General features: G+C 72.9%; 21 protein-coding genes. 16 read left to right on the forward strand and 5 right to left on the reverse strand.

All coding sequences use genetic code 11. The annotated features are described in order from the left end of the window. The first annotated feature begins 294 nt into the window (after positions 1-294). From metH to B1759_RS13735, 3 genes are all read left to right on the forward strand, one after another. Positions 295-3,966, forward strand: coding sequence for a methionine synthase (gene metH / locus B1759_RS13725; protein WP_095515629.1), 3,672 nt, complete (start codon positions 295-297; stop codon positions 3,964-3,966). A 47-nt stretch (positions 3,967-4,013) separates the two neighbouring features. After that, the gene (locus B1759_RS13730; protein ID WP_095515630.1) at positions 4,014-4,376 is read left to right on the forward strand and encodes a cupin domain-containing protein; all 363 of its coding nucleotides are present in this window, start codon (positions 4,014-4,016) and stop codon (positions 4,374-4,376) included. An 82-nt stretch (positions 4,377-4,458) separates the two neighbouring features. Then, positions 4,459-5,157: a DUF922 domain-containing protein gene (locus tag B1759_RS13735; RefSeq protein ID WP_095515631.1), complete on the forward strand. Its 699-nt coding sequence runs from the start codon at positions 4,459-4,461 to the stop codon at positions 5,155-5,157. A gap of 47 nt (positions 5,158-5,204) precedes the next feature. On the opposite strand, the gene B1759_RS13740 is transcribed toward B1759_RS13735, so the two are convergent. Next, on the reverse strand, positions 5,205-5,981 hold the full coding sequence (locus tag B1759_RS13740) for an enoyl-CoA hydratase (RefSeq protein WP_095515632.1): 777 nt from the start codon (positions 5,979-5,981) through the stop codon (positions 5,205-5,207). A gap of 172 nt (positions 5,982-6,153) precedes the next feature. Here B1759_RS13740 and B1759_RS13745 point away from each other — a divergent pair, with 172 nt between their 5' ends. Beyond that, positions 6,154-6,732 carry a biotin transporter BioY gene (locus B1759_RS13745; protein ID WP_143537391.1) on the forward strand — a complete coding sequence of 193 codons (579 nt, stop codon included), beginning with the start codon at positions 6,154-6,156 and terminating at the stop codon, positions 6,730-6,732. 131 nt (positions 6,733-6,863) lie between these two features. After that, complete coding sequence (locus B1759_RS19765; RefSeq protein ID WP_095515634.1) at positions 6,864-7,514, forward strand: hypothetical protein; 651 nt, start codon at positions 6,864-6,866, stop codon at positions 7,512-7,514. 50 nt (positions 7,515-7,564) lie between these two features. Here the strand turns inward: B1759_RS19765 and B1759_RS13755 are convergent, their stop codons facing one another. Then, positions 7,565-8,212, reverse strand: coding sequence for a response regulator transcription factor (locus B1759_RS13755; protein ID WP_095515635.1), 648 nt, complete (start codon positions 8,210-8,212; stop codon positions 7,565-7,567). Between the two features lie 242 nt (positions 8,213-8,454). Here B1759_RS13755 and B1759_RS13760 point away from each other — a divergent pair, with 242 nt between their 5' ends. From B1759_RS13760 to B1759_RS13810, 11 genes are all read left to right on the forward strand, one after another. Beyond that, complete coding sequence (locus B1759_RS13760; protein ID WP_095515636.1) at positions 8,455-9,555, forward strand: VWA domain-containing protein; 1,101 nt, start codon at positions 8,455-8,457, stop codon at positions 9,553-9,555. Positions 9,556-9,705: 150 nt separating this feature from the next. Beyond that, positions 9,706-10,965 (forward strand): glycosyltransferase, encoded by a 1,260-nt coding sequence (locus B1759_RS13765; protein ID WP_198948885.1) that lies wholly within the window; start codon positions 9,706-9,708, stop codon positions 10,963-10,965. Continuing rightward, positions 10,962-11,894 carry a glycosyltransferase family 2 protein gene (locus B1759_RS13770; protein ID WP_095515638.1) on the forward strand — a complete coding sequence of 311 codons (933 nt, stop codon included), beginning with the start codon at positions 10,962-10,964 and terminating at the stop codon, positions 11,892-11,894. Before B1759_RS13765 ends, B1759_RS13770 begins: the two co-directional genes overlap by 4 nt. A gap of 95 nt (positions 11,895-11,989) precedes the next feature. Next, positions 11,990-13,306 carry a polysaccharide pyruvyl transferase family protein gene (locus B1759_RS13775; RefSeq protein WP_095515639.1) on the forward strand — a complete coding sequence of 439 codons (1,317 nt, stop codon included), beginning with the start codon at positions 11,990-11,992 and terminating at the stop codon, positions 13,304-13,306. A gap of 2 nt (positions 13,307-13,308) precedes the next feature. Then, a complete protein-coding gene (locus B1759_RS13780) occupies positions 13,309-14,814 on the forward strand; it encodes a lipopolysaccharide biosynthesis protein (protein ID WP_095515640.1) in 1,506 nt (501 codons plus the stop codon). Positions 14,815-14,888: 74 nt separating this feature from the next. Next, the gene (gene eutM, locus B1759_RS13785) at positions 14,889-15,176 is read left to right on the forward strand and encodes an ethanolamine utilization microcompartment protein EutM (protein WP_095515641.1); all 288 of its coding nucleotides are present in this window, start codon (positions 14,889-14,891) and stop codon (positions 15,174-15,176) included. Between the two features lie 4 nt (positions 15,177-15,180). After that, positions 15,181-15,672 (forward strand): BMC domain-containing protein, encoded by a 492-nt coding sequence (locus tag B1759_RS20485; protein WP_095515642.1) that lies wholly within the window; start codon positions 15,181-15,183, stop codon positions 15,670-15,672. Beyond that, the gene (locus B1759_RS13795; RefSeq protein WP_095515643.1) at positions 15,669-16,724 is read left to right on the forward strand and encodes a hypothetical protein; all 1,056 of its coding nucleotides are present in this window, start codon (positions 15,669-15,671) and stop codon (positions 16,722-16,724) included. The genes B1759_RS20485 and B1759_RS13795 overlap by 4 nt, the downstream gene beginning before the upstream one ends. Positions 16,725-16,863: 139 nt before the next feature. Further along, positions 16,864-17,787 carry an EamA family transporter gene (locus B1759_RS13800; RefSeq protein WP_095515644.1) on the forward strand — a complete coding sequence of 308 codons (924 nt, stop codon included), beginning with the start codon at positions 16,864-16,866 and terminating at the stop codon, positions 17,785-17,787. 75 nt (positions 17,788-17,862) lie between these two features. Beyond that, the gene (locus tag B1759_RS13805) at positions 17,863-18,576 is read left to right on the forward strand and encodes a DUF4230 domain-containing protein (RefSeq protein WP_095515645.1); all 714 of its coding nucleotides are present in this window, start codon (positions 17,863-17,865) and stop codon (positions 18,574-18,576) included. Next, positions 18,573-19,217, forward strand: coding sequence for a hypothetical protein (locus B1759_RS13810; protein ID WP_095515646.1), 645 nt, complete (start codon positions 18,573-18,575; stop codon positions 19,215-19,217). The genes B1759_RS13805 and B1759_RS13810 overlap by 4 nt, the downstream gene beginning before the upstream one ends. 7 nt (positions 19,218-19,224) lie before the next feature. Here B1759_RS13810 and B1759_RS13815 read toward each other — a convergent pair whose 3' ends face one another. The 3 genes from B1759_RS13815 to hrpB all read right to left on the reverse strand — a co-directional run bounded on the left by B1759_RS13815 (position 19,225) and on the right by hrpB (position 23,421). Then, positions 19,225-19,707 carry a hypothetical protein gene (locus tag B1759_RS13815; protein ID WP_095515647.1) on the reverse strand — a complete coding sequence of 161 codons (483 nt, stop codon included), beginning with the start codon at positions 19,705-19,707 and terminating at the stop codon, positions 19,225-19,227. A 24-nt stretch (positions 19,708-19,731) separates the two neighbouring features. Then, positions 19,732-20,802, reverse strand: a complete 1,071-nt coding sequence (locus B1759_RS13820; protein WP_095515648.1) for a hypothetical protein — start codon at positions 20,800-20,802, stop codon at positions 19,732-19,734. A gap of 75 nt (positions 20,803-20,877) precedes the next feature. Next, positions 20,878-23,421, reverse strand: coding sequence for an ATP-dependent helicase HrpB (gene hrpB / locus B1759_RS13825; protein WP_369811378.1), 2,544 nt, complete (start codon positions 23,419-23,421; stop codon positions 20,878-20,880). Positions 23,422-23,533: the final 112 nt, after the last annotated feature.

Raw genomic sequence — 23,533 nt, forward strand, 5'->3', positions numbered from 1 at the left:
TGACATGCCACGGCATGGGGCGGAGGGCCGACACGGCGGGGGCGCCTGCGCTGCGTGAGGGTCTCGGAGGTGAGGGCAGGGCGCTCGCAGCCTGCGGCCGGGCGGCCTGCCTCGGCGCTGCCATGGGCTCGACGTGGAGGGTTCCGGCGGGTCTCTCGGGTGAGAGACCGCTCGCCTCGGCGAATCCTCCGCCCCGGAGGACGCCTGTTTTTCACCCCCGATATCCCCCGAGAGTCTGGACCTTCGGGCATCGGCCGTCCCGGCCGACCCTGATTCCGCACGCCCCCCGTTCCCGTGAGCACCCTCGACACGTTCCGCTCGATCCTCGACCGCCGCATCCTCGTCCTCGACGGGGCCATGGGCACGATGATCCAGGCCGCCGGGCTCACCGAGGCCGACATCCGCGGCGACCGCTTCGCCGACTGGCCGACCTCGCTCGCAGGCGCCAACGACCTGCTGGTGCTCACCCAGCCGGACGCCATCCGCGACATCCACCGCCAGTACCTGGAGGTCGGCGCGGACATCGTCACGACCAACTCGTTCAACGCGCAGGCCATCTCGCTCGCGGACTACGAGATGGAGGACCTGGCCTACGAGCTGAACGTCGCGGCGGCGCGCGTGGCCCGGGAGGCCTGCGAGGCCGTCGGGACGGCCCGCAAGCCGCGCTTCGTGGCGGGCTCCATCGGCCCGATGAATCGGACGCTGTCGCTCTCGCCGGACGTCGAGGACCCCGGCTTCCGTGCCGTCACCTTCGACCAGGTCAAGGACGCCTACGCCGAGCAGATCCGCGGGCTGGTGGACGGCGGGGCGGACCTGCTGCTGGTCGAGACCATCTTCGACACGCTCAACGCCAAGGCCGCCCTCGTCGCGCTGCGCGAGCACCGGCGCGCGACCGGCTCGCTCCCGCCGGTCATGATCTCCGGCACCATCGTCGACCAGTCGGGGCGGACACTGGTGGGGCAGACCGTCGAGGCGTTCCACACGTCGCTGGCGCACGCGCCGGAGCTGCTCTCGTTCGGGCTCAACTGTGCGCTCGGGAGCGCCCAGATGCGGCCGTTCATCGAGGAGCTGTCCGAGGTGACGCCCGCCTACACGAGCCTCTACCCGAACGCGGGCCTGCCCAACGAACTCGGCGCCTACGACGAGGGCCCGGCGTTCATGGCCGAGCAGGCCCGGAGCTACGCCGAGGCGGGGCTGCTCAACTTCGTCGGCGGCTGCTGCGGGACGACGCCCGAGCACATCCGCTCCATCGCCAAGGCCGTCGCGGGGATGGCGCCGCGCGTTCCGAGCACGCCCACCTCGACGCTCCGCACGGCCGGGCTGGAGACGCTCACGCTCCGCCCCGAGACCAACTTCGTCAACATCGGCGAGCGGACGAACGTGACGGGCTCGAAGCGATTCGCCCGGTTGGTCCTCTCGGACAACTACGACGAGGCGCTGTCGGTCGCCGCCCAGCAGGTCGAGGCGGGCGCGCAGATGATCGACGTCAACATGGACGAGGGGCTGCTCGACAGCGAGGCGGCCATGGAGCGCTTCCTGCTGCTGGCGATGGCCGAGCCCGACATCGCCCGCGTGCCCGTCGTCGTCGACTCGTCCAAGTGGGACGTGATCGAGGCGGGCCTCAAATGCATCCCGGGCAAGCCGGTCGTCAACTCGATCTCGATGAAGGAGGGCGAGGACGCCTTCCGCGCCCAGGCCGAGCGCGCCCGCGACTACGGCGCCGCCGTCATCGTGATGGCGTTCGACGAGGACGGCCAGGCGGACACGCTCGACCGGCGCATCGAGGTCTGCCAGCGGGCCTACCGGATTCTGGTCGACGAGGTCGGCGTCCCGGCCGAGGACATCATCTTCGACCCCAACATCTTCGCCGTCGCGACGGGCCTGGAGGAGCACCGGCGCTACGCGATCGACTTCATCGAAGCGGTGCGGTGGATCAAGGCGAACCTGCCGGGCGCGCGGATCTCGGGCGGCGTCTCGAACCTGAGCTTCTCGTTCCGCGGCAACGAGCCCGTTCGCGAGGCGATGCACTCGGCGTTCCTCTACCACGCCGTCCAGGCGGGGATGGACATGGGGATCGTCAACGCCGGCCAGCTGGCAGTCTACGACGACCTCGACCCGGTGCTGCTGGAGGCCGTCGAGGACGTGCTGTTCGACCGTCGCGACGACGCGACCGAGCGGCTGGTGGACCTCGCCGACAGCTTCCGCGTGCCGGACGCGGCGCAGGAAGCGAAGGCCGCTGCCTGGCGCGAGACGCCGGTCGAGGAGCGCCTGGCGTACGCGCTCGTCAAGGGCATCACCGACTTCATCGACGCCGACACCGAGGAGGCGCGGCAACAGTACGCGCGCCCGCTGGAGGTGATCGAGGGGCCGCTGATGGACGGCATGAACCGCGTCGGCGACCTGTTCGGGGCGGGCAAGATGTTTCTGCCGCAGGTGGTCAAGAGCGCCCGCGTGATGAAGCGCGCCGTCGCCGTGCTGACGCCCTACATCGAGGCCGAGCAGGCCGCCGGCGGCGAGATTCAGGCGCGGACCAAGGTGCTCATGGCGACCGTCAAGGGCGACGTGCACGACATCGGCAAGAACATCGTCGGCGTGGTGCTCGGCTGCAACGGCTACGACGTGATCGACCTCGGCGTGATGGTCCCGGCGCAGCGCATCCTGGATGCCGCCAGGGAGCACGAGGTGGATGCCATCGGGCTGAGCGGCCTCATCACGCCCTCGCTGGACGAGATGGTGCACGTGGCCCGGGAGATGGAGCGCGCCGGGCTCAAGCTGCCGCTGCTGATCGGTGGCGCGACCACCTCGAAGCTCCACACGGCCGTCAAGGTGGCTCCGCACTACAGCGGCCCGGCCGTCCACGTGCTCGACGCGTCGAAGTCGGTCCCGGCCGTCTCCTCGCTCGTCTCCGACGACCAGCGCGACGCCTTCGTGCAGGGGGTCGCCGACGAGTACGCGGTCGTCCGTGAGCGCTACGCGGCTCGCCAGCGGACCCAGACGTTCCTCTCGCTGGCCGACGCCCGCGCCAACGCGCAGGAACTGGCCTTCGACGACCTGCCCGCGCCCGCCCGCCTGGGCGTCGAGGCGCCCGAGGTGACCGTCGCCGACCTGCGTCCGTGGATCGACTGGGGCCCGTTCTTTACCGCCTGGGAGCTGCGCGGCAGCTATCCGCAGATCCTCGACGACCCCGACAAGGGCGAGACGGCGCGCAAGCTCTTCGCCGACGCCCAGGACCTGCTCGACGAGATCGAGCGCGACGGCCTCTTCCAGCCGAAGGCCGTCTTCGGCCTCTTCCCGGCTCGCCGCGACGGCGCCGACGACATCCGCCTCGACCTGGAGGGCGCCGAGGTCACGCTGCACACCCTGCGTCAGCAGGCGCAGAAGACGCCCGGCAAGCCCAACCGCGCCCTCGCCGACCTCGTCGCCCCCGAGGGCGACCACGTCGGTGCGTTCGTGGTCACCGTCCACGGCGCCGAAGTCCTCGCCGCCGAGGCGCGCGACGCGGGCGACGACTTCCGCGCCATCCTGGCTCAGTCGCTGGCCGATCGGCTCGCCGAGGCCGCCGCCGAGTGGCTCCACGCCCACGTCCGCCGCGACGCCTGGGGGTACGCGCCCGACGAAGACCTCAGCACCGAGGACCTGGTCCGCGAGCGCTACCGCGGCATCCGTCCCGCACCCGGCTACCCGGCCCAGCCCGACCACACGGAGAAGGTGACGCTGTTCGAGATCCTCGACGCGCCGCACCACACCGGCGCCGGGCTCACCGAGCACCTCGCCATGACGCCCCCCGCGACGGTCTGCGGGGTCTACCTCGCCCACCCCGAGGCGAGCTACTTCAACGTCGGCCTGCTGACGCGCGACCAGATCGAGGACTACGCGGCGCGTAAGGAGATGCCGGTCCCCGAGGTCGAGCGCTGGCTCGGGCCGGCGCTGGCCTACGATCCCACGCCGGTCTCCGAGGCTGCCTGACCCACCCTGCCCGCCCCGCTCCCGGGGGTGGGCACGCTCGCGCTGCGATGACCCCGATCAACCTCGCCGACACGCTGACCCGGTTCGACGCGACCTGGACACCGCACGTGATCGCCGAACTGAACGGTCAGCAGGTCAAGCTGGCGAAGCTGGAGGGCGCCTTCGTGTGGCACGACCACGCCGACGAGGACGAGCTGTTCTGGGTCGTCTCCGGGCGCCTGCGGATCGAGTTCCGCGACGCGCCCGATGCCGTGCTCGGACCGGGCGAGATCCTGGTCGTGCCGCGCGGTGTCGAGCATCGACCGGTCGCCGAGCCGACGGCCGAGGTGGTCCTGTTCGAGCCTGCCTCGACGGCCCACACGGGTGCCGTCGACCACCCCCGGACGGTCCGCGACCTGCCCCGACTCTAAAACGCGACAGTACCGGGAGGTGGAACCCGGGCATTGAAGGCGGTGGACGATCGGCCGATACTCTGCCGGACTCCACCGTCCGATGCGCCTCCTTTTCTTTGCCCTCGTCCTTTCCGCTCTCGGGGCGGGATCGTTCTGGGCCCTCACGCAGGGGCCTCTGGCGCCCGTACTCGGCGCAGCCGCTTCGGACTCGACGCGCAGCGTGCTGGCCGTTCCGCCGCCGCCGGGGAGCGTCCCCCTCGCGGAGCCGTCCGCGGCCGACCCCAGCCAGTCGGCGGTGCAAGAGCAGGTGACGTACCAGACGTACGCGGTCACCGGGCAGTCGGCCGAGGCCATCCTCCGCTCGCTCGTCCAGAATGGACCTCGCGAAGGGGAGGACATCTTCTTCGGCCTGACGCAGACCGACCTGGACGTGCGCTACGAGCCCCGCGCCATCTCAGGGGGCTGCATCATCGAGGACACCCGGGTCTCGCTCGACGTGGTGGTGACGCTGCCCGAGTGGATGCCCGCCGCCGACGTGGACCCCGCGCTCCAGGCCGGCTGGGGGCGGTTCCGACGCGCGCTCGCCGCCCACGAGCATCAGCACCGCGTGATCGCGGTCGGCTGGGCCGAGACGGCCTACAAGGCGGTCGCCGGGCTGTACCGCTCCTCGTGCGACGCTGCGGTGTCGGAGGCGCGGGCGCGGCTGGAACGGCTCGGCGTGGAGGTCAACGCAGCCCACCGGCAGTTCGACGATGAGACCGAGCACGGCAAGACGACCGGCGCGTACTGGCCCCAGTAGGAGCGCTCGGAGACTCCGGTGTCCCACCCGACCTGCGAGACCGGGGCCTACTCGAACGAGGAGAAGTCCGGCGCGCGTTTCTCGAAGAAGGCTGAGAACGCCTCCGCGGCTTCCGGCGAGCCGAGGCGCTCGACGAACAGCGCGCCCTCCCGCGCGATGGCGTCCCCGACCGCCTCGGCGGTGTCGTGGGCCAGCAGCGCCTTCGTCAGGCGGACCGCCGCGGGCGGCTTCGCGGCCAGCAACGCGGCCCGCGCCAGCGCATGCGCGACGGGGTCCTCGACGACGGCGTTGAGCAGTCCGACCTCGCGCGCGGTCTCCGCCGGGATCGCCTCTCCGAAGAGCAGCATCTCGGCCGCGCGGACGCGTCCGGCCAGCCGCGGCAGCAGCAGGCTCGACGCCGCCTCGGGCACCAGGCCCAGGTCCACGAACGGCATCTTCAGCATCGCGCTCGCCCCGGCATAGGCGAGGTCGCAGTGGAGCAGGATCGTCGTCCCGATGCCGATGGCTGGGCCCTCCACGGCGGCCACGAGCGGCTTCGGGAACGTGGCCGCGGCATGGAGGAACCGGAAGACCGGGCTGTCCGGCCCGGTCGGCGGGTCCATCATGAAGTCGGCGAGGTCGTTGCCGCCGGTGAACACGCCCCCGCGCCCACTCAGCACGACGACGCGGACGGCGCCGTCGGTGACGGCCTCCTCCAGGCTGTCCGCCAGGCGGGCGTACATGGCCCGCGTGAGGGCGTTCTTCTTCTCGGGCCGGTCGAGGACGAGGTGCAGCACGCCGCCGTCGAGCGTGGCAGAGACGTGGTCGTGGGCAGAGTCGGTCATCGGTCGGGGAGGGGGGAGGCCGGAAGCTACGGGCGGCCCTCGTCCTCTCTCGGGGTCCACCTCGGTGCCGGGGCGGCGGAAGCGGACGATGGCCCATGCCGGGCGTCCGCACGGTGACGCATCGTGCCGTCCATCGTCCCCTGTATCTTTGCGGCCCCTCTCTCGCACGCCCATGGCCCTCACCCTCGCCCCCCCGTCCGCCGCCTCCGTCGACCGCCTCCGCGCCGCCGACGCGCCGCTCGCCCTCCAGGCCGCCCTCGTCGTCGGCACCGCGCTGCTGACGGGCCTGCTGGCCCAGTTCGAACTGCGGATCTACCTCTGGGAGGTCCCGCTGACGCTCCAGACGCTGGCCGTCTACGGCGCTGGGCTGTTCCTCGGCTGGCGCACCGGCGCACTGGCGATGCTCCTCTACCTCGCGCTCGGCCTCGTACTGCCGATGTACGCGGGCGGCGGCACCGGCCTCGGGCACCTGCTGGGCGCGTCTGCGGGCTACCTGTTCGCGTTCCCGCTCGTCGCGTTTCTGGCCGGGCGCCTCACCGAGGCCAACCGGGGCGTGGGGCGGACGCTCCTCGCGCTCGCTGCCGGGTCCGTGGTGCTGTTCTCCTGCGGCATCGTCGGGCTCCACCTCGTGGCGGGGATGGCGTGGGCCGACGCGGCCGTGAACGGCTGGCTGCGGTTCGTGCCGTGGGACCTGACCAAGATCGCCCTCGTGGCGTCGCTCTATGCCGCCGCGCGCCGCGCCACCGCCTGAGCCTGGACCGCCTCCGCCTGGTTTTCGTCCGACGCCCGCCCCACCCGGCGGGCGTCGTGCGTTCAGGCCTCTCCGTTACCTGTCGCCGACCGTCGGCGGCCTCTTCATCGCTCTCCCTTCCCCCCGCTCCCATGCTTCGCCTTCGCTCCGCCCTCTCGCTCACCCTCGCCCTCGGGGCCGTCCTCGCGCTCGGCGCCTGCGACACCACCGAGGACACCGCCCTCGACGTCTTCGTGGTCGACTTCAACTTCGACTCCCAGGACTACATCGCGGGGAACGATCTCAAAACGGCCACCTTCGATGCCCGCGATGCCGCGGTCACGCGCGGTGACCTCGGCGACGCCCTGCAGACGGCCGGGGATGGCGCCTTGGTGATGCTTTACATCGACGTGGAACTGGTGTCCCCGGTTGAGGGCGCCTCCGGGAACGTCACGTGGGCGGCGCTTCCGCTGTCGCGTTCGTTCGAGGAGATCGTCCTCGATGACCAGGGAGAGGGCTCGACGATTCCGGTGGTCGGGTACACAGCCTCCTACGAGTACTCGTTCGACAACCAGGACCTCTACTTCGACATCGTCTCCTCGGCCCCGTACACCGACTTCTCGTCCGACCCGCGCGATCTGTTCGACTTCATCGCGCCGCAGCGTCAACTGGGCGGATCCAGCGACATCGATCTTCGCCTCGTCGTGATTCCGGACGAGCTGTTCTACGTCAATGGCTCCGGCGCTCGGATCGACGTGCGCGACTACGAGGCCGTCAAGGCCGCCTTCGACCTGCCCGACTGAGCCGGTCCGGCCCGCCTCGGTGTGCCCACGGCGCCACCGAGGCGGGCGGGCTAGACCTCGTTCTGCGCCGTCCAGAGGGTCGCGCGCTGCACGAACTCGTTGGTCGTCGAGAGGCCCAGCTTCTGCTTGATGTGGACGCGGTGCGTCTCGACGGTCTTCGGCGAGAGCATCATGGCCTCGGCCACCTGTGACGTGGTCAGGCCCTGGCCGAAGTAGCGGAAGACCTCCAGTTCGCGGTCCGTCAGGTCCGACACCGCCGAGTCTGAGGGCGAGCCGGCGGCGAGGTAGCTGCCCACGACGCGGTCGCGGACCTCGTCCGAGAGGTGGAGGCGGCCGTCGAGGACCGTCCGGATGGCGTCCAGCAGCACGCCCGAGGCCTCCTGCTTGGCGACGTACCCGAGGGCGCCCGCGCGGACGGCCCGCTCGGCGTAGACCCGCTCCGGGTAGGCCGAGACGATGAGCACCTTGAGGTCCGGCTCGATCGACTTGAGCTGCTTCGTCAGCTCGATGCCGTCGGAGCCGTCGATGGAGATGTCCGCCAAGACGAGGTCCGGCTTCGCCGAGCCGATCAGGTTGATCGCGTCCGGCCCGGACGAGGCCTCGCCGACGACTTCGAGATCGGGGGCCGACCGGATGAGAGAACGGAGGCCCTCCCGCGTGATCGGGTGGTCCTCGACGAGGAAGATGCGGTGGGTCATGATGGAAACGACGTGGCGGTGACGCCTGGGGGAACGAAGAGGGAGGAAACTGCGGGTGTTCTGCCGCCCAGTCTAGAGGATACATGTAGGGAGGTTCCCTATGGAAGGACGGGGCGAGTCCTTTGTTTCAGTTTTGACTGAAAGCTGCAGGGTGGGGACGACCGGAACGCCGCCACGCGTTCCTCGTGGGAGCCCCCCCAGGTGCCCCGCCGATGGCACCGGTCCCCCCAGCCCCCGTCGCCATGCGATTCCGGTATGCCGCGTGGGACGCCGAGCGCCACGGCACCACGCGCTCGACGTTCGACACGCTCCTCGACCTCTTTCAGCAACTCCTCCTCCACACCGGCGGCGACGCCGGGGAGGCCCTCTCCTGGCTGACCGCCATCGACAAGGAGTACGACATCACCGACGAGGGCATGGGCCTGGGCGACTTCATCGAGGAGCTCAAGAACCAGGGCTACATCGCCCGCGACGACGAGACGGGCGTGGTCGCGATCACCGCGAAGGCCGAGCGCGGCCTCCGGGAGCGGTCGCTGGAGGAGATCTTCAAGGACCTCCACAAGGCCGGCCGGGGCAACCACAAGACGCCCTTCTCCGGCGCGGGCTCCGAGCGTCAGCCCGAGACCCGCCCCTACAGCTTCGGCGACGACGTCCACGACCTCGACGTGACCGGCACGCTCTCGAACGCCTTCCGACGCGGCGGCATCGGCGAGTTCAGCCTGGAGCAGGACGACTTCCAGGTGTTCGAGACCGATCACCACACGTCGGTCGCTACGGTCCTGATGATCGACCTGAGCCATTCGATGGTGCTCTACGGCGAGGACCGCATCACGCCTGCCCGCAAGACGGCGCTCGCGCTGGCCGAGCTCATCACGACGCGGTATCCCAAGGACACGCTCGACATCGTGGCGTTCGGCAACGAGGCCTGGGAGGTGGAGATGAAAGACCTGCCGTACCTCCAGGTCGGGCCGTACCACACCAACACGCGGGCGGGGCTGCAGCGGGCGCGCGACATCCTGCGCCGCCGCAAGAACCGCAACAAGCAGATCTTCATGATCACCGACGGCAAGCCGTCGTGCCACATCGAGAACGGGCGGATGTACCGCAACGCCTACGGCCTCGACCGCAAGATCATCAACAAGGTGCTGGACGAGGGCGCCATCTGCCGTCGCGAGGGCATCACGATCTCAACGTTTATGATCGCGCGCGACCCCTACCTGCAGGACTTCGTCCGCCAGCTGACCGAGGTGAACCACGGTCGGGCGTACTACGCCGGGCTGGACGAGTTGGGCGGCTTCCTGTTCGAGGACTACGCCCGCAACCGGCGGAAGCGGATGCGGTGAGGGGTGGGGCACCGGGGCGAAGTTCCCGGATGCCTCGTAGTCCTCGCGGCGTGAACGGGGCATCTTGTCGGTCCCCAGTCCCCCGGTCTTCTGGCCCTCCCCCGCGTCCTCGTCGTCACGTACTACTTCCCGCCGGCGGGCGGGCCGGGCGTGCAGCGGACGCTGAAGACGGTCAAGTACCTCCGCGACGCGGGCTTCGAGCCGGTCGTGCTGACGGTCGAGGACGGCGCCTTCCCCAGCCGCGACGCCAGCCTGGCCGCCGACGTGCCCGAGGGCGTCGAGGTGATCCGCACGAAGGCGCCGGACCCGTTTACGCTCTACGCGCGCCTGACCGGCGCCGACAGCGTCCCGACCGGCGCGGTGTCGCAAGGGGGCCGACTGTCGCGGGCAGCCCTGTGGGTACGCGCCAACCTGTTCCTGCCCGACGCCCGTGTGGGCTGGGTGCCGTTCGCGAAGCTCGCCGGGCGCCGACGCGTGGGGAAGGCATTCCGGGCGCACATGCCCTTCGCCGCCGTCGTCACGTCGGGGCCGCCGCACTCGGTGCACCTCGTCGGGCGCCGCCTCCAGCGGATGGGCGTGCCCTGGGTGGCCGACTTCCGCGACCCCTGGACGGCGATCAACTTCTACGACGACCTCCCGATGTCGGCCCCGGCGCGGCGCCTCGACGCGTGGCTGGAGCGCCGCGTCCTGCGCGGCGCCGACGCCGTCACCACGGTCAGCCCGACCTGGGCGCGGCACCTCGAAAACCGGGGCGGCATCCGGCGCGGTTCCGTCGAGGTCGTCCACAACGGGGTCGACGAGGCCGACCTCGGGGACGCTGAGGGCGTGGCTGTGCGCGAGGACGCGTTCGTGCTGACGCACGTCGGCAGCCTCTACGCGACGCGCGACCCGGCGGCGCTCTGGGAGGCGGTGGCCGCTCTGCACGCCGAGGGGCGGGTGCCGTCGCTGGTGATCCGGCTGGTCGGCAAGACCGACGCGGCGGTCCGCGAGGCGGCCGAGGCGACCGGCGTGCCGGTGGAGGTCGAGCCGTACGTCGACCACGCCGAGGCGGTCCGCGAGCAGGCACGGGCGGCGCTGCTCCTGCTCTCCATCGAGCGATTCTCGGCCGACGCGGGCATGATCACGGGCAAGCTCTACGAGTACCTCGCCTCGGGGCGGCCGACGCTCGCCCTCGGGCCGGTCGGCGGGGACGCGGCGGCGCTGCTGGAGGAGACCGGCGGCGGGACGCTGCTCGCGCGCGACGACGCCGACGGAGTCGCGGCGGCGCTCGTCCGCCACTACGACGCCTGGGCCGCCGGCACGCCGGTGGCCGGAGCGCCCTGGGAGGCGGTCGCGCCGTACACGCGCCGCGCCCAGACCCGGCGCCTCGCCGACGTGATCCGTGCTCTGCCCGACCGGCCCGTCCGATGACGCCGGCCGTCACCATCGCCATCTGCACGCGCGACCGCGCGCGGATCCTGGCTGAGACGCTGACCCACCTCCGCGCCACGGTCGGTGAGGCGCCGGACGCCGTCGAGGTGCTGCTGGTCGACAACGGCTCCTCGGACGCGACGCCGGAGGTGGCCTCCCGGTTCGCCGACTGGCCCGCCTTTCGCTCCGTCACGGAACCGAGGCCCGGCCTCAGCCACGCCCGCAACCGTGCCCTGGCGGCCTCCGCGGCGGAGTGGCTGCTCTACCTGGACGACGACGCGTTCGTGTGGCCCGGCTGGCTCGACGCGCTCCGCGGTGCCATCGCTCGGGAGGGCGTGGTGCTCATCGGCGGACCCATCGAGCCGCGTTTCGAGGCGCCGCCGCCCGCGTGGTTCGACCCCGCCTCGGTGCGGCGGACGTTCGGTCCGGAAGGGCCGCTCTCGGACGCGGCGGCGCGGGAGGGCTTCTCGGGGGGCAACCTCGGCGTCCGACGGTCGGCGCTGGAGGCGGTGGGGGGCTTCGACGGCCGCCTCGGCATGATCGCGGGGACGCTGGGGCTGGGGGAAGAGACCGAGCTGGCCGGGCGGCTGGTGGACTGGTTCGGCAACGCGACGTGGCACGCGCCCGCGATGGGCGTTGACCACCTGGAGCCCGCGTGGAAGCAGACGCCGCGCTACGTGGCGCGGCGCGCGTTCGTCAACGGGCGGCAGGCGTGGCGCTACGTCGGCGGGGGGCGCGGGCGGAAGGCGGGGTTCAGCGCGCTCAAGGCCGCCAAGCAGGCCGGGACCGGACTCCTGCGGCTGCCGCTGGCCGTCGTGCGGCCGGGGGCGCTGCACGGGGCGCTGAAGGGGCTCGCGACCGGCGCGGGCGCGGCGGTGGGCGTGGTGCGCGCGGCCCGGTCGTCGGGCACAGCGAGCGGAGACGCGTAGGCGGGCACCCTTGCCGGGGCCCTCTGCCATTTCCCCGCTTCCATTTCCCATTTCCTGCGAGCATCGCACGTCCCGATGCCCGGTAGCTTCGCCGCATGCCGACTCCCACTCCAGCCCCGCTCCGCGTCGCCGTCATCAACGTGACGCTCGGCAACGGGGGCGACGCTGCCATCTACCTCGGCCTGGAACGCGCGCTGCGCGCGGCGCTGCCGCCGTGCGAGATCACCATCTTCGAGACCCAGCCGGAGGTCGCACGCGAGGCCTATCCCGCGTTCGACATCCGGACGGGCCTGTCGAGCGTCGCGTGGCCGCAGATCGCGAAGGGCATCCCGGCGCGCGCGCGTCGCATCCTGCGCTGGCTGACGATGCGCCCCCGGCTCCTCGCTGCCGCCCGCGCCTGGCGGGCCGGAAAGCGGGACCGGGCGCTGGCGCTCGCCGGGTCCGAGGGGCCGGACTCGTTCCGAACCATCGCCGAGGCGGACCTGGTGGTGAGCACGGGGGGGACGTACTTCGTGCCCGCCTACTGGCTCGGGCTGCGGTACCTGGAGTTCGACATCCTGCAGGCGCTCGGCCAGCCGTACGTCCTGTTCACGCAGTCCGTCGGGCCGTTCGACACGATGCCGAAGGAGACGCTCCAGCGCATCTTCGAGGGCTCCCGGCTGATGATGCTGCGAGGGGAGGAGAGCCAGGCGTCGGTCCGCGAGATCGCGCCCGCCACGAACACGGTCGTCCGCGCCGACGCCGCCTTCGCGCTCGCCGACGCCGAGCGGCTGGCCGCTGCGAAGGATCGAGTCTGGCCGGAGACCCCGACCGTCGCCATATCCGTCCGCGACTGGCCGCACTTCGTGACGACCGACGCCGAGGAGGGCATGGCGCGGTACCGCGCGTCGGTCGCCGAGGCCGCGACCCGGCTCGTCCGCGAGCACGGCGCCCGCGTCCGCTTCCTCTCGACCTGTCAGGGCCGCCCGAAGTACCGCTACGACGACTCGGCGGTGGCGCTCGACATCGTGGCGCTCCTGCCCGACGACGTGCGGGCGAAGGTTGATGTGGACCGCGCCGCGCACCACCCGGCCGAGGTGCTCGACGCCTACGCCGAGGCAGACCTGGTGATCGCGACGCGCATGCACGCCGCCATCCTGGCGCTCGCCGCCGGGACGCCCGTGCTCGGCATCGCCTACGAGTTCAAGACGGCCGAGCTGCTCGGCGGGCTCGGCCTGCCGCACTGGGTCGAGGACATCGAGACGATCACGCCCGAGACGCTGAGCGCCCGCCTCGGCACTGTGGTGTCCGAACTGCCCGCCGCGCGGGCGGCGCTGTTCGACGGCGTCGAGCGGATGCGGGCCGACGCCATGGAGGCGGGCGTGCTGGTGGCCGAGGCCCTCGCCGACCGGATCGCCGCCGCCGGGGCCTGAGCGTGCTGCGCCGCCTCTTCAAGCAGAGCAGCATCTACGCCGTCGCCAGCGTCACCTCGAAGCTGACGGGCTTCATCCTGCTGGCCTACTACGGCGACCCGGACATCCTGCCGAAGGCCGACTTCGGCTACCTCGGTGCGCTCGACGCCGCCAAGATGTTCGTGCTGCTGGTGGCGGGCGTCGGGCTGCCGCTGGGCATCCTGCGGTTCGCGTCGTCGCCGCAGTTGACCGAGGCCGAGCGGGCGGCCGTCCCGGCGACGGCGCTGGGCGTGGCCCTCGTGGCGGGGGGGCTGACGATGGCCGCCGGGTGGGGGCTGGCGCCGCTCGCCTCGGAGGCGCTGTTCGGCACCGCCGCCCGTGCGGACGCCATCCGCTGGCTGGCCGTCTTCGTGGGCTTCAAGACGGTCTCCGACGTGTCGTATACGGTGCTCCGGCAGCGCGAAAAGGCCGGCGCGTTCGTGCTGATCGGCGTCGTCGAGTCGCTCCTGCTGGTGGCCGCCGTAGTGTTCTTCCTGATCCGCGGGGAGGGGCTGACGGGCGTGATGAAGGGCTACGCGGTGTCCGCGGCGACCATCGCCTTCGTGGTGACGCCGATGCTGTGGCTGCGGGTCGAGCGGCGGGTGGACGCGAGCCTGGTCGGGCGGATGCTGGCGTTTGGGCTGCCGCTGATCGCGTCCGGCTTCGCGTCGCGCTTCCTCAACATCGGCGACCGGTTCGTGCTGCTGGCGATGAAGGGGCCCGAGGCGGCGGCGGTCTACGAGTGGGCAGCGCGCTTCGGCGGCGTCGTGAACACGTTCCTGGTGCAGAGCTTCGTGCTGGCGTTCACGGTGCTGGGCATGAAGGCGCTCGACGAGAGCGGCTCGCCGGACCTCCACCGCCAGTCGTTTCGCCACTTCGCGGCGCTCGCCGGGTGGGTCACCCTCGGCCTCGGCCTGTTCGTGGCCGACGTCAGCCGCGTGCTCACCGACGACCCGGACTTCATCGGCACCGAGGCGGTCGTGCTGCTGATCGCGGGCGGGTTCGCGTTCTACGGGCTGTACTACGTCGTCGTGAACGTGCTCTACGTCGCCGGGCGGACGCGCGCTGTGGCGGTTTCAGTGGGTGGCGCGGCCCTCCTGAACCTGCTCCTGAACCTGCTCCTCATCCCGTCGATGGGCATCGCCGGTGCGGCCGTGGCGACGCTGGCCGCCTACGCCACACTCGCCATCGTGACCGCGCGGATGGGGCAGGCCTCGACGCCGGTCGCCTACCCGTGGATGGCGCTGGTCTGGGTGAGCGCGCTCGTCGGCGGACTGTTCCTGTTTGCCCAGCCGTCGGCCGACTGGGCCTTCGAGCCTCGCTTCGGGCTCCGCGTGGTGCTCGCGGCCCTCTACGTGCCGGGGCTGTTCGTCGTCGGGGTGTACCGGCGCGACGACCTGGCGCGAGCGGTCTCGCTGGTGCGCCGTCGGGAGCAGGCCGGGAGCACCCCCGAGGCGGACCCTCCGCCCGGCCCACCGGACGCGACGTGACGGCGGGGCGACCGTCGTAGATTGTCGGCCCGGCGCCTCGGAGCGCCGCCCCCCACATTCAACACAGAGATCCCATGCCCAACGGAGACATCGGCGCCGCGCTCGGAATGGTCGAGACGCGAGGCCTCGTCGGCGCCATCGAGGCGGCCGACGCCATGGTGAAGGCCGCCCGCGTCAACCTGATCGGAAAGGAGCAGATCGGCGGCGGCTTCGTCACCGTGATGGTCCGCGGCGACGTCGGCGCGGTCAAGGCCGCTACGGACGCCGGTGCTGCCGCCGCCGAGCGCGTCGGCGAGCTCGTGTCGGTGCACGTGATCCCGCGCCCGCACACGGAGGTCGAGGCGATCCTCCCGAGCGCGTAACCCGATGGCCGTCCCGACGCCTGCACCGGGAGGCGCCGTCCCCGAAGGGGAGGCGCTCGGCCTGCTGGAAACGCACGGGCTGGTGGCCGCCATCGAGGCGGTCGACGCCATGCTGAAGGCCGCCGATGTCCGCCTCCTCCGCCAGCAGCGGACGGTGCCGGCCATGATCACGCACGTGGTCACCGGCGAGACGGCGGCCGTGCAGGCGGCCGTCGACGCGGGCGCGGCGGCGGCGGCACGCGTCGGCAAGGTGGCGGGCGTGCTCGTGATCCCCCGCCCGGCCGACGGCCTGTTGTCGCTCTTCGGGTCCGCCCCGGCGAGCGCCCCCGGCTCGGGCGGGCAGCCGACCGAGACGGACGACGACTACGACGACCAGACGGTCCGGGACCTGCGCCAGCTCGCCCGTGACCGCGACGACGAGAGCTTCCAGGGCCGCGTCATCTCGAAGGCCACCAAGGACGAACTCGTCGCCTTCCTCCGGGAGAGCGACCGATGAGTGTATCGCCGCCCCGCGGCACCCTGACGGCGGTCCGCGACCGGCTTCGTGCGCTCCTCCCCTCCAGCGAGGTCGGGGACAACCTCGACGAGGCCCCCGGGCAGCGCGGGCTGGCGATGCTGCTCTCGCTGGTGGTCGCGCTCGTGATGTGGTTCAGCTTCAGCATGCGCGAGGAGTACCCCGTGACGATGCGGATGCCGGTCGAGATCGTGCAGACGCCGTCCGGCACGTCGCTCCGCGAGCGCCCGCCCCCCTCCGCCACCGTGACCCTCCGCGGCGACGGCTGGACGCTCCTCTCGCTGACCCGCCGGACGCCGGTCCTCCGCGTCGTCGCCGAGTCGGGGCGGGTGGACCTCGCGGCGGCGCTTCAGGAGATCGGCCTCCCGGCGGGCGTGGAGGTGCAGGCGGTCCAGCCGCAGATCATCGAACTGGCCCTCGACACGCAGACCAACCGGCGGCTGCCCATCCGCCTGCGCCAGCGGATCGAGACGCGCGTCGGGTACGACCTGCTCCGCGCGCCGCGCCTCTCGCCCGACTCGGTGACGGTCACCGGTGCCCAGTCGCTGCTCGGGACGCTCGACAGCTGGCCGACCGAGGTCCTGTTCGCCGAGGGCGTCGAGAGTGACATGATGCGCATCGTGGCGCTGTCCGACACGTTCAGCGGCCTGCTCTCGACCTCGGTGCGCGCGACGCGCGTCCGCGTGGACGTGGGGCAGTTCACCGAGGGCGGGCGCGACCTCGACGTGCAGATCGAGAACATGCCGCCGGGCATCCTGGGCGTCCGGTTCGACCCTCCCACCGTCCGTGCCGTGTTCTCGGCGCCGCTGGAGGGGGACACCTACGACCGGGCGACCGAGTCGGACGACTTCCGTGCCGTGGTGGACTTCTTCGACATCGCCCGCGACACGACGGCCACCGACGGACAGGTGCCGGTCTCGGCACGCGTCCCGGAGGACCTCGACATCCGCGACGTGACGCTCCAGCCGAGCCGCGTGGGCTACTTCATCCAGCGCGCCGCGCCCACGACGAACGCCGAGGACGAGGAGCCGTAGGCATCGAGAGGGGGGAGCGTCGGCGAGCGAGGATGAGGCTGTTCCTCCCGGAGGCTTCGGCGATCCTCCATCCGCGAGGGTCTATTCTCTCGCCCCCTTTTGGTCGGCCGGGCTGGCCTGCCGACGCCGCCGCAGTCTCATGCTCTTTCTCGCCCTCGCCGTCACCTGCAGCCTCGCGATCGCGGTCGTGTTCAAGATCGCGGAGCGCCGGGACCTCGACCGGACCGCGCTGCTGACGGTCAACTACCTCGCCGGGGCCGTGCTGGCGATCGCGCTGCAAGGCGTCGAGCCGACGGGCGCGTTGTCGCCGGGGCTCGTCGCGCTGGGTGTGGGCCAGGGCGTGCTGTTCATCGGTGGCTTCTGGCTGTTCTCCCGCGCGATCCGCGAGGCCGGCATGGGGCTCTCGGCAGGCGTGATGCGGCTCTCGGTCGTGGTGCCGTTCCTGGCCTCGTGGCTTGTCTGGGGGGAGGTCCCGACGGCGCTCCAGTTCGTCGGGCTGGCGCTGGCGGGCGCGGCGTTCTTCCTCGTCGCGCGCCCGGCCGCCGAGCCGCCCGGCAAGCTCGGCCCGCCCGCCTCGGACGCGCCGTCGGGCGACCCGCTCCACGCCGTCGCCGAGGCGCCCGCGCGGACGGTGGGCCTGCTGGGCCTGCTCTTCCTCGCAGGCGGGCTCGTGGACGTCAACATGAAGGTGTTCCGGGAGTCGTTCTCGGTCGCCGCGGGCGGAACGACCTCCATCGCCACGTTCCTGATCTTCGTCTTCGGCGTGGCCTTCCTCGTCGGCGCCGTCGCGGTGGCCTGGACGGGGGTGCGGACGGGCCGCTGGCCGAGCCGGGCCGCCTGGGCGTGGGGCGTCGGGCTGGGGATCGTCAACTACTACTCGGCCGAGTTCCTGCTGCGGGCGCTGGAGTCGCTCGACGGGACGGTCGCCTTCCCGGCCAATAGCGTCTCCATCGTGTTCGGCGCGGCGCTGATCGGGCGCCTCGTCTGGGGCGAGCGGCTGTCGCAGGGCAACTTGGTCGGCCTCGGGCTGGCCGCGGTCGCGCTGGTGCTGCTGGCGGGATAGGGGACGCCGACGCTGGGCTGCCCGGCCGAGACGTACCGACCCTGAACCCTGAAGCCTGCGCGTCGTACGCCGCCCATGTCTGACGCCCCCCGTCGCCGCCCGCTCGGCTTGCTCCTCGCCGTCGCCCTGATCGCGGCGTTCCTGGGCGCGGTCGCCGTGTGGACGCTGGGCCTCCCGGACGTGCTGACCGAGGACGAACTGCGCGGCATCGTGACGACCCAGATCCAGTCCGAGGCGGCCGAGGGCTTCGTGGTCACCGGTCGGCTCTCGTCGACGCTGTCCGGGTCGAGCGCGCGGCGCTGGCGGCTCCGCATCCTGAACCTGGAGACGGGCCGCGCCGAGGTCACCGTCCGCGTCCCGGCGACGATGACCTACGGCTTCTCGCTCGACGCCTTCGACGCCGACGCGATCCGCTTCCGCGAGGATGGCGTCGTGGAGGTCGTGCTGCCGCCGCTGTCGGTCTTCTCCGTCGAGCCCGAACTGGAGGACGCCGAGGTCGACATCGACCTGTCCGGTCAGGCCCGGCTGACGCCCTCGATCACCGAGCGGACGGTCGAGCAGACGCTCCACCGCGTCCGCCCGGCGCTCCGCGAGCAGGCCGAGCAGCACCTCCGCGACTCCGACCAGCCCGCCGTCAACTCGGCGCGTGCGCTCCGCCGCGTCCTCGCCGCGCCGCTGGAGGCCGCGGGCGTCGACCTGGACGCCGTCCGCTTCCGCTTCGTCGTCGCCCCGGGCGACACGCTCGACATCGCCCCCGAGGGCACCCGCCGTACCGTCCCCGCCGAATGACCTGGCCCTGGTCCCGCCCCGCCCGACAGGCACCCGCCTACGTCGACACCCCCGCCGGCCTCCTCTCCGCCGACGGCACCCACTACCGGACGACGGAGCCGCTGCTCCGCGAGTACGCCGGCCCGGTCGTCGAGGCGGTCGGGCTGGGGACGCTGCTCCAGCGCGCGGGCGTCTGGCTGCGCTCGCCGCAGACGATCACGACGCTGCTGCTGCCGATCCTGCTGTTCGCGCTCCCGTGGTGGGGCGCCGTGGCCGTCGCGCTGCTCGTCTACGCGCTGTGGAGCGCCGCCGCGCCCGGCCTCGTCGCCCCCGGCTTCATCGGGACGCTGAAGGTGCTGGAGCACCCGGTGGTGCAGGGCCTGCTGTACGTGGGCGTGCTGAGCGCGTTCGCGTCCTCAGGCAACCTCGCCGCCATGTGGACCGGCGTGGCGGGCTTCGTGGCCCTCCGCCTCGGGCTGGTCGCGGCCGTGCTCGGCCCCGTCATCCGCCCGATCCAGCAGACGCTCCACCCGCTCCCTCCGGCCGACCAGACGCTTCGCGCGCTGATCGTCCGCGAGGCGCTCCTGCGCGGGGTGTCGCTGCCGGGCATCGACGCCATCGAGGCGAAGGTGCGCGACTTCTGGAAGCGGGGGAAGACGTAGGCTGGGGTCACCCCCCGCGCAGCTTCGCGAGCATCTCCGGGTCCAGCAGGTCCGCCAGCGACGAGGACGCCGAGGCGGGCGCCTCGCCCTTGGAGCGGTTCCGGGTGTCGTCGCGCCGTCCGCCTCCCCGTGCGTCGTTCCGACCGCCCCCGCCTCGGGGCGCATCCCGACGGGGTCGGGGCTCTGGCGTGGCCGACGCTTCCGCCGAGGCGGGCGGCTCCGGCTTCGGAACCGTCTTGGTCGACAGGTCGACCTTCTCGCGCATCACGAGGCCGCCGCCGAAGTCCTGGATCGGCTGCTTGCGGGAGGTCGTCCCGGCGGGCTTGACGGACAGGTCGAGCGTGCGCCCGGCCTTGACCTCCGGGTCGGGCGTCACGGGCGGGCGCGGCGTCGGCTCGGGCGTCGGCACACCGGGGCCGGTGGAGAAGTCCAGGGTGCCACCGGCGCGCACGTCGGTGCGGGGCGGGGTCGTCGGGGAGTCGTCGGCCATCGGAGTGGAGGAGCGGCCCGGAAACTACGGGTGTGAGGCACGCCTGCTCGCGCTCCCCGACCGCCGGACGCGCACCTGCCACGCGGCGACGGCCTGCGCGATCACCAGCCCACCGAGGAGCGTCAGCGGACTGCCGAAGAAGATGCCGCCCATCAGTGCGCCGTAGCCGTGGGCGGCCGAGTCGCCGAGATCGGCTCCGGTGGCGACGAGCGCGATGCGGGCGACGGTCGCCACCACCGCCGCGAGGAACGACCCGGGCAGCGCTGCCCAGTGGCTGCGCGTGGTCCGGGCCACCAGCCGCCCGCCGAGGAATCCGATGAACAGCAGGATAGCCATCGGCACGACGAGCGCGGCGATGCGAAAGGGGACGACGAGCGCCGGAGTCGGGGCGCGTACCGAGACGGCCAGGATGTCGCCGGGGACGCCCCGGAAGCGGCCGGTCAGCGCGCCTGCTTCCTCACGGAGCGGCAGCGACGTGGCGACCTCCCAGTCCGGCGGCGCCAGGACGGCTACCTCCAGCACGTCGAACCCGGCCCAGAGGCGGGCGGGCGCTAGGCTGTAGGCGAGCTGCCAGATCCGGTTCGGGTGCTCGCCCGAGTCGTACGACCCGAGCAGGACCCGGTACGCCACGCGGATGCTGTGCTGGCCCGGCGGGATCGTCACCTCGAAGCGGAGGCCGGTGGGCGTGCCGAGGGTCTCGTCGGCCTCATAGGGCGCCGCGTCGCCGTCGAGCGCGGGCGTCTGGGTGGCGCTCCGCCAGGACGCGGGCACGGCCAGCGAGTCGACCATCCGGGCTGTCACGGGCTGCTCGTCGAGCCACACCTCGGGCTGGCCGATGTCGTCGCCGAGGGCGAGGAAGTCGAGCGGCAGCGTCCGCGCCTCGCCCCGGTTGACGATCCGGTACTCGGCCTCGACGATGCCGTAGCGCCGCGCCAGCCCCAGCGGGCGCAGGTCGAGGGTGAGCGCCTCGCGGGCGATGCGGAGCCCGTCGAGCGCGGCGGACGGCTCGCCCGCGGGCGTCCCCGGCTGGACCGGGTTCGCCATGTTGGCGGACGCCGCCGGGGCGAGCAGGAGGAGGAGCAGAAGAAGTCGCATGGCCCGAAGATCGCCCGAGTGCAGGACGTGCGGAAGGAGGGGCGTCCGGAGGTGAGGGCTCCGCGTGCTCCGCACTCACCCCTTCCGCCGCTTCGCCCGGGCCGTCGGCGTGGCGTCGAGCGGGTTCTCGGGCCAGTGGTGCTTCGGGTAGCGCCCGCGCAGGTCCTTCCGCACGTCGAAGTAGGCGTCGCGCCAGAACGAGGCGAGGTCGGCGGTGACCTGGACGGGCCGCTGGGCCGGGCTGAGCAGGTGCATCAGGACGGGCAGCGTGCCGCCGAGCACGCGCGGGGTGGTCTCCATCCCGAACACCTCCTGGAGGCGGACCGCCAGCACGGGCGCGTCGGGGTCGGCGTAGTCGAGGGGGCGGACCGAGCCGCTGGGAACGGTCACGTGGCTCGGCGCCAGCCGACCCAGCTCGCCTCGGGCGCCGGGCGGGCCGAGCTGGCCGAGCACCATGCCGAGGTCGAGGCGGGTGAGGTCGGAGAGGCGCGACATCCCAGCGAGGTACGGGCCGAGCCAGTCGGACAGGGTGTCGAGGAGCGCGGCGTCCGACACGTCGGGCCACGGGGCGCCGAGGTGGTGGTGGAGGAACGCCATGCGCTCGCGCAGGCGGCGCGTGTCCTTGGTCCACGGCAGCGCGTCGGCGCCCTTCTGCCGGATGCCCTCCACGAGCCCCGCGGTGACGAGGTGCGGCGCCGGCTGGCGGATGGGCGCCTCGGCCAGGACGACGGCGCCGAGCCGCCGCACCTGCGTCGCGGCCACGCGCCCGGCCCGTGCGTCCCAGGCGACGACCTCCTCCTCGACGATCTGGTCGGCGAACAGCGACGCGACCTCCTCGGCGTCGAGCGGCGCGGCGAGGAAGACGCGCGCCCCGCCGGTTCGGTCGTCCAGGTCGCCGACGGCGAGGAAGGGCGCATCGGCGAGCGACTGGTCGAGGTCGAGACGGGCCGCGCGGCCTTCGCGGAGGCGGTAGCGGACGCCCTCGGCGGTCTCGGCCACGCGCTGGGCGACGCGGTCGGGGTAGGCCAGCGCGAGGAGCGCCCCGGCGGCGTCGAGGTCGCCGGGGCGGTCGGTCCCGTCCCACGCCTGCCGCCAGCGCCGGGCCTCCTGCCGCGCCCGGTCCAGCGACCCCCGGTCCAGGCGGACGCCCCGGAACGTGGCGCCATGCCCGCCGCGGATCGCCTCGACGCGGAGCCGCAGGTCCACGTCCGGCACGCGGCCGCCGAAGCGGAACACGTCGCGCTCGGCGAGCAGGCCCACGAGGTCGGCTCCGAGCCCGGCGCGGCCGAGGTCGCGGGCGCGCAGCCCGAGGTGGGCGAGGCGGGGGTGCATGGGGAGGGCGGCCATCGCGCGCCCGTGCGGCGTCAGCGCGCCGTCGGGGTCGAGGGCGTCCAGTTCGGTGAGCAGCTCGCGGGCCGTGGCGAAGGCCGCCTCGGGCGGGGCGTCGAGCCAGTCGAGTTCATCGGGCGCAGCGCCCCAGGCGGCGAGCGTGAGGGCGAGCGGCGCGAGGTCGGCCTGGGTGATCTCGGCGGGTGCGAACGGCCGCAGGGCGGCCTGCTCGGCCTCGCCCCAGAGCCGGTAGCCGACGCCCGGCTCGGTGCGCCCGGCGCGCCCGAGTCGCTGGTCCGCCTCGGCGCGGCTCACGCGCACCGTCTCCAGCCGCGACATGCCGCTCCCGGCGTCGAACCGGGGCCGCCGCGCCAGACCAGAGTCCACCACCACGCGGACGCCCTCGATGGTGAGGCTCGTCTCGGCGATGCTGGTCGCCAGCACCACCTTGCGCGTGCCGGGCGGCGCGGGCTCGACGGCGGCGTCCTGGTCGCGCGCCGAGAGGTCGCCGTAGAGGGGCGCGATCCGCACGTCGCGGGGGACGGTCCCGTCCAGCCGCTCGGCGGTCCGCCGGATCTCACCCGCGCCCGGCAGGAAGGCGAGCACGCTGCCCGTCTCGTCGGCGAGGGCGCGGCGGACGGCGTCGGCCACGGCGTCCTCGATCCGCTGCGGACGGCCTCGCGCGTCGGTCCGCGGCGGGCCCAGGTAGCGCGGCTCGACGGGGAACGTGCGGCCTTCGCTGGTGACGACGGGCGCGTCGCCCAGGAGGGCGGCGAAGCGGGCGCCGTCGAGCGTCGCGCTCATCGCCAGCAGGTGGAGATCGGGACGCAGCAGAGCCCGAGCCTGGAGGCAGAGCGCCAGCCCGAGGTCGCTCTGGAGGCTCCGCTCGTGGACCTCGTCGAACACCACCACGCCGACCGCCCCGCCGTCCTCCAGCGCGGGGTCGCGGACGAGCCGCTGCGTCAGCACGCCCTCCGTCACCACCTCGATGCGCGTCCGCCGCGACACGCGTGTTTCGCCGCGCACCCGGAGCCCGACCGTCTCGCCGACGCGCTCGCCGAGCTGGCTCGCCAGCCGCCGTGCCGCCGCCCGGGCTGCGATGCGTCGCGGCTCCAGCATCACGATCCGCTGGTCGCCGAGTCCCTCGGCCCCGAGGAGGGCCAGGGGGACGCGCGTAGTCTTGCCCGCGCCGGTGGGCGCCTGGAGCACGGCTGCGCCCGCCTCGGCCAGCGCCGCACCGAGGCGGGGCAGGACGGCGTCGACGGGGAGCGGGGGGCCGGGAAGGCGGATGGCGCAGGGACCGAAACGAGTGGCGTGAGGAAGGTGTGCCTCCGGAAATGGTTCCAGCGCTCCCGGGCGCGGCGGCGTGCGAACGGGGACAAACGCTCGTCCCAGGAGTAGG

The organism is Rubrivirga sp. SAORIC476 (assembly GCF_002283555.1).
Classification (GTDB): domain Bacteria; phylum Bacteroidota; class Rhodothermia; order Rhodothermales; family Rubricoccaceae; genus Rubrivirga.

Bases quoted from the DNA above. Each gene is read 5' to 3' on its own strand.
- B1759_RS19765 (WP_095515634.1), top strand. From the start codon at position 6,864: ATGCTTCGCCTTCGCTCCGCCCTCTCGCTCACCCTCGCCCTCGGGGCC.
- B1759_RS13755 (WP_095515635.1), bottom strand. From the start codon at position 8,212: ATGACCCACCGCATCTTCCTCGTCGAGGACCACCCGATCACGCGGGAG.
- B1759_RS13775 (WP_095515639.1), top strand. From the start codon at position 11,990: ATGCCGACTCCCACTCCAGCCCCGCTCCGCGTCGCCGTCATCAACGTG.
- B1759_RS13760 (WP_095515636.1), top strand. From the start codon at position 8,455: ATGCGATTCCGGTATGCCGCGTGGGACGCCGAGCGCCACGGCACCACG.
- eutM (WP_095515641.1), top strand. From the start codon at position 14,889: ATGCCCAACGGAGACATCGGCGCCGCGCTCGGAATGGTCGAGACGCGA.
- B1759_RS20485 (WP_095515642.1), top strand. From the start codon at position 15,181: ATGGCCGTCCCGACGCCTGCACCGGGAGGCGCCGTCCCCGAAGGGGAG.
- B1759_RS13810 (WP_095515646.1), top strand. From the start codon at position 18,573: ATGACCTGGCCCTGGTCCCGCCCCGCCCGACAGGCACCCGCCTACGTC.
- B1759_RS13730 (WP_095515630.1), top strand. From the start codon at position 4,014: ATGACCCCGATCAACCTCGCCGACACGCTGACCCGGTTCGACGCGACC.
- B1759_RS13745 (WP_143537391.1), top strand. From the start codon at position 6,154: ATGGCCCTCACCCTCGCCCCCCCGTCCGCCGCCTCCGTCGACCGCCTC.
- B1759_RS13770 (WP_095515638.1), top strand. From the start codon at position 10,962: ATGACGCCGGCCGTCACCATCGCCATCTGCACGCGCGACCGCGCGCGG.
- B1759_RS13740 (WP_095515632.1), bottom strand. From the start codon at position 5,981: ATGACCGACTCTGCCCACGACCACGTCTCTGCCACGCTCGACGGCGGC.
- B1759_RS13800 (WP_095515644.1), top strand. From the start codon at position 16,864: ATGCTCTTTCTCGCCCTCGCCGTCACCTGCAGCCTCGCGATCGCGGTC.
- B1759_RS13805 (WP_095515645.1), top strand. From the start codon at position 17,863: ATGTCTGACGCCCCCCGTCGCCGCCCGCTCGGCTTGCTCCTCGCCGTC.
- B1759_RS13815 (WP_095515647.1), bottom strand. From the start codon at position 19,707: ATGGCCGACGACTCCCCGACGACCCCGCCCCGCACCGACGTGCGCGCC.
- B1759_RS13735 (WP_095515631.1), top strand. From the start codon at position 4,459: ATGCGCCTCCTTTTCTTTGCCCTCGTCCTTTCCGCTCTCGGGGCGGGA.
- B1759_RS13820 (WP_095515648.1), bottom strand. From the start codon at position 20,802: ATGCGACTTCTTCTGCTCCTCCTCCTGCTCGCCCCGGCGGCGTCCGCC.
- B1759_RS13795 (WP_095515643.1), top strand. From the start codon at position 15,669: ATGAGTGTATCGCCGCCCCGCGGCACCCTGACGGCGGTCCGCGACCGG.